Annotated in this window: 3 protein-coding genes; all 3 read left to right on the top strand. The window is 70.1% G+C overall.

Annotated features, from left to right (window positions below; genetic code table 11):
* On the top strand, window positions 1–2,803 hold a 2,803-nt coding region (locus VFW79_RS12570), incomplete at its 5' end, for a [FeFe] hydrogenase, group A (RefSeq protein ID WP_329677631.1).
* Window positions 2,800–3,867, top strand: coding sequence for an ABC transporter substrate-binding protein (locus VFW79_RS12575; RefSeq protein ID WP_329677632.1), 1,068 nt, complete (start codon window positions 2,800–2,802; stop codon window positions 3,865–3,867). The genes VFW79_RS12570 and VFW79_RS12575, both read left to right, overlap by 4 nt.
* 16 nt (window positions 3,868–3,883) lie before the next feature.
* The coding region (locus tag VFW79_RS12580; RefSeq protein WP_329677633.1) for an ABC transporter permease at window positions 3,884–4,522 on the top strand (639 nt) is incomplete at its 3' end.

Genomic DNA, 4,522 nt, shown 5'->3' on the forward strand with positions numbered 1-4,522 from the left:
CGCGGACGGGAACTTCCAGGCCGCCGTGCACGTCATCAAGGACCGCAACCCGTTCCCGTCGGTGTGCGGTCGCGTGTGCCCTCACCCGTGCGAGTCCGAGTGCCGCCGCAGCCTCGTCGACGAGCCCGTCGCGATCAACTACGTCAAGCGGTTCGCGGCCGACTGGGACATGGCGCAGGACGAGCCGTGGCTCCCGCGGGTCGAGGCGCCGACCGGCAAGCGGATCGCCGTCGTCGGCGCCGGGCCTTCCGGCCTGTCCGCCGCGTACTACAGCGCGATCGCCGGCCACGCCGTCACCGTGTTCGAGAAGCAGGACCACGCCGGGGGCATGATGCGCTACGGCATCCCCGAGTACCGGCTCCCGAAGGACACGCTGGACCAGGAGATCGGCGTCATCCAGGCGCTGGGCGTCCAGATCGTGACCGGCAAGGCGCTCGGCACGCACCTGAACCTCGAGGACCTCAAGCGCGACTTCGACTCGGTGTACCTGGCGATCGGCTCGTGGCGTGCGACGCCGCTGGGCATCGACGGTGACCGCCTCGAGCACGTCGAGCTCGGCATCGACTACCTGCGCCACATCACCAAGGGCTCGACCCGCTCGCGCGGCGACAACATCGTCGTGATCGGCGGTGGCAACACGGCGATCGACTGCGTCCGGACGGCCCTGCGCAAGGGGGCCAAGAGCGTCAAGCTCGTCTACCGGCGCACACGCGCCGAGATGCCCGCCGAGGCGTTCGAGGTCGAGGAGGCGCTGCACGAGGGCGTCGAGATGGTGTTCCTCACGGCACCGACCAAGATCACCGAGGCCGACGACGGCACCAAGCAGCTGCACTGCACGAAGATGGAGCTCGGCGAGCCCGACCGGTCGGGTCGACGCCGGCCCGTGATGATCGAGGGCAGCGACTTCGTCATCGAGGCCGACACGATCATCGGCGCCATCGGCCAGAGCACCGACACAGGCTTCCTCTACAACGACCTGCCGGTGCGCCTCAACAAGTGGGGCGACATCGACGTCGACGGCTTCACGATGCAGTCGTCGGAGTCGAACGTCTTCGCGGGCGGCGACTGCGTGACCGGCCCCGCGACCGTCATCCAGGCCGTCGCGGCCGGGCGGCGCGCCGCGATGGCGATCGACGAGTTCGTCACCCGCGGCTACGTGCGTCCGAGCACGGAGGACTACACGTGCAGCCGGGGGACGCTCGAGGACCTGCCGAAGGCCGAGTTCGAGGACATCCCGAAGCTCGTGCGCGCGAGCATGCCGGGCCTGGCGCCCGCGGCTCGCACCGACAGCTTCGTCGAGGTCGAGACGGGACTGACCGAGGCGCAGGCGCGCGCCGAGGCGGCCCGCTGCCTCAAGTGCGGGTGCGCCAAGCAGAACCACTGCGCCCTGCGCCAGGAGGCGAGCGACCACGGCGTGGCGTTCGCAACCCCCCTGCACATCCGCCCGCACTCGCCGATCGTGGCCGACCACCCGTTCATCGTCCGCGACAACAACAAGTGCATCGGGTGCGGCCGGTGCGTCGCGGCCTGCGCCGAGATCGAGGGGCCGGGCGTCCTCGCGTTCCAGTTCAGCGGCGGCCGGATGACCGTCGGCACCACCACCGGCCTCCCGCTCGGGCTCACCGACTGCGTCTCGTGCGGCCAGTGCGTGCGGGCCTGCCCGTGCGGCGCGCTCGACTACGTGCGCGAGCGCGGCGACGTCTTCACGGCGATCAACGACCCGGCGAAGGTCGTCGTCGGGTTCGTCGCGCCCGCGGTGCGCAGCGTGATCGCCGCCGAGTACGGGATCCCGTTCGACGAGGCGTCTGCCTTCATCGCCGGCATGATGCGCAAGATCGGCTTCGACAAGGTGTTCGACTTCTCGTTCGCCGCCGACCTCACGATCATGGAGGAGACGACCGAGTTCCTCGGCCGCGTGACGTCGGGCGGCGTGCTGCCGCACTTCACGTCGTGCTGCCCGGGCTGGGTGAACCTCGTCGAGCGCCGGTGGCCGGAGATGATCCCCCACCTGTCGAGCTGCAAGTCGCCCCAGCAGATGATGGGCGCGACGGTGAAGAACCATTTCGCCCAGCAGGCGGGCATCGGCCTCGACGAGCTGTACGTCGTGTCGATCGTGCCGTGCCTCGCGAAGAAGTACGAGGCTGCCCGGCCGGAGTTCGCGCCCGAGGGGATTCGCGACGTGGACGCCGTGCTGACGACCACCGAGTTCATCGAGATGGCGGAGATGCTGCGCCTGAAGCCCGATGACATCGCACCGGGCGAGTTCGACGCGCCCTACGCCCGGGTCAGCGGCGCGGGCGTGCTCTTCGGCGCCTCGGGCGGTGTCGCGGAGGCGTCCCTGCGGATGGCCGTCGAGAAGCTCACGGGCGAACCCCTGGTCGACCAGCTCGACTTCCACGAGGTCCGCGGGTTCGAGGGCTTCAAGGAGGCGACCGTCACCGCGGGCGGCACGACCGTCCGGGTGGCCGTGATCTCGGGCCTCAACAACGTCGACCCGCTCGTGCGGCGCATCGTGGCCGGTGAAGACGTCGGCTACGACCTCGTCGAGGTCATGGCCTGCCCGGGTGGCTGCATCAACGGCGCCGGCCACCCGGTGCCCGACCGCGTCGGCGAGATGGCGGCCCGCCAGAAGGTGCTCGTCAACATCGACCAGACCTCCCGGTACCGCAAGTCGCAGGAGAACCCCGACATCCTCCGGCTGTACGACGAGTTCTACGGCGAGCCCAACTCCGACGCCGCTCACCACCTGCTCCACACGAGCTACGCCCCGTTCCGGGACGAGCCGATCGTCCCGACCCGATGAAGGGCCCGACCTCCATGAAGCGACTCGCGTGCGCGGCAGCCGGCATGATGCTTGTTCTCGCGCTGCTGCCCGGCTGTGCCGGCACCACGCCCGCGGCGGCCACCACTGCTGCTGCGGCGACCGCCGCCGCGACGCCGACCCCCGAGGCCCCCGCCGTCAAGACGACGATCCGCATCGCGTCGCTCAAGGGCCCCACGACGATGGGCCTCGTCAAGCTGACCAGCGACGCCGAGGCCGGTCAGGGCAAGCAGGACTACGAGGCGACCATGTACGGCACGCCCGACGAGGTCGTGCCGCAGCTCATGAAGGGCGAGGTCGACATCGCGCTGCTCCCGGCCAACCTCGCGGCGGTGCTCTACAACAAGCTCAAGGCGACGCCAGACGCGGCGATCCAGGTCGCAGCGATCAACACCCTGGGGATGCTCGAGGTCCTCGAGTCGGGCGACTCGGTCACGACCATCGCCGACCTCAAGGGCAAGACGGTCTACAGCACCGGCAAGGGTGCGTCGCCGGAGTACGTCCTGGACTACCTGCTGAAGCAGAACGGGCTCGACCCGGCGACCGACGTCACCGTCGAGTTCAAGAGCGAGGCCACCGAGGTCGCGGCGGTGCTCGCCAGCACGCCGGGCGCCATCGGCGTCCTGCCCCAGCCGTACGTGACGGTCCTGAAGGCGAAGAGCCCGACCATCCGCACCGCGCTGACCCTCACCGACGAGTGGGCCAAGGTCACCCAGGACTCCCAGATGGTCACGGGCGTCGTCGTGGTCCGCCGGGCGTTCGCCGAGGCGAACCCGGAGGCCTTCGCCGACTTCCTGGCCGACTACAAGGCGTCGACCGAGTTCACGAACGCCAGCCCGGCGAAGGCTGCTCCGCTGATCGCCGAGGTCGGCATCGTACCCTCGGCCCAGATCGCCGAGGCGGCGATCCCCGCCTGCAACATCACCTACATCGACGGCGCTGCGCTCAAGACCACCCTGAGCGGGTACCTGCAGGTCCTGTTCGGGGCCGACCCGGCCTCGGTCGGCGGAAGCCTGCCGGGCGATGACTTCTACTTCGGCAGCTAGCGCGCCGACCAGACCCGTGCCGTGGCGGATCGTCCGCCCGGCGCTGGTCCTCGCGTTCTGGGTCGGCGTGTGGCAGGTCGCCACCGTCGTCGTCCATCAGGAGATCCTGCTGGTCTCGCCCGCCGGCGTGCTCGTCCGGCTCGTGGAGCTCGTGCCGACGGCGGGCTTCTGGGGCACCGTCGTGCACTCGTTCGTCAGGATCTCGGCCGGGTTCCTGCTGGCCGCGCTGGTCGGCGTCTTCGGCGCAGCCCTGGCGGCCGGCTCGCGGGTCGTCGACGCGCTCGTGACCCCGCTGGTCACGGCGATCCGCAGCACGCCCGTCGTCAGCTTCATCATCCTGGTGCTCATGTGGGCGAGCAGCGACCGGCTGTCGTTCGTCATCAGCTTCCTGATGGTCCTGCCGATCATCTACACCAACGTCCTCGAGGGGATCCGGCACCGCGACCGTTCGCTTCTGGAGGTCGCGAGGGTCTTCGGGGTGCCGCTGCTGCGCCGGCTCCCCGCCATCGACGTCCCCGCGGTCCTGCCGTTCTTCGTCGCGGGCTGCAAGGTCGGCGTCGGCCTCGCCTGGAAGAGCGGCATCGCGGCCGAGGTGATCGGTCTGCCGCGGGGCAGCATCGGCGAGCAGCTCTACCAGGCGAAGCTGTTCCTCAGC

Source organism: Cellulomonas sp. (assembly GCF_036279715.1).
Taxonomy (GTDB): Bacteria; Actinomycetota; Actinomycetes; order Actinomycetales; family Cellulomonadaceae; genus Cellulomonas_A.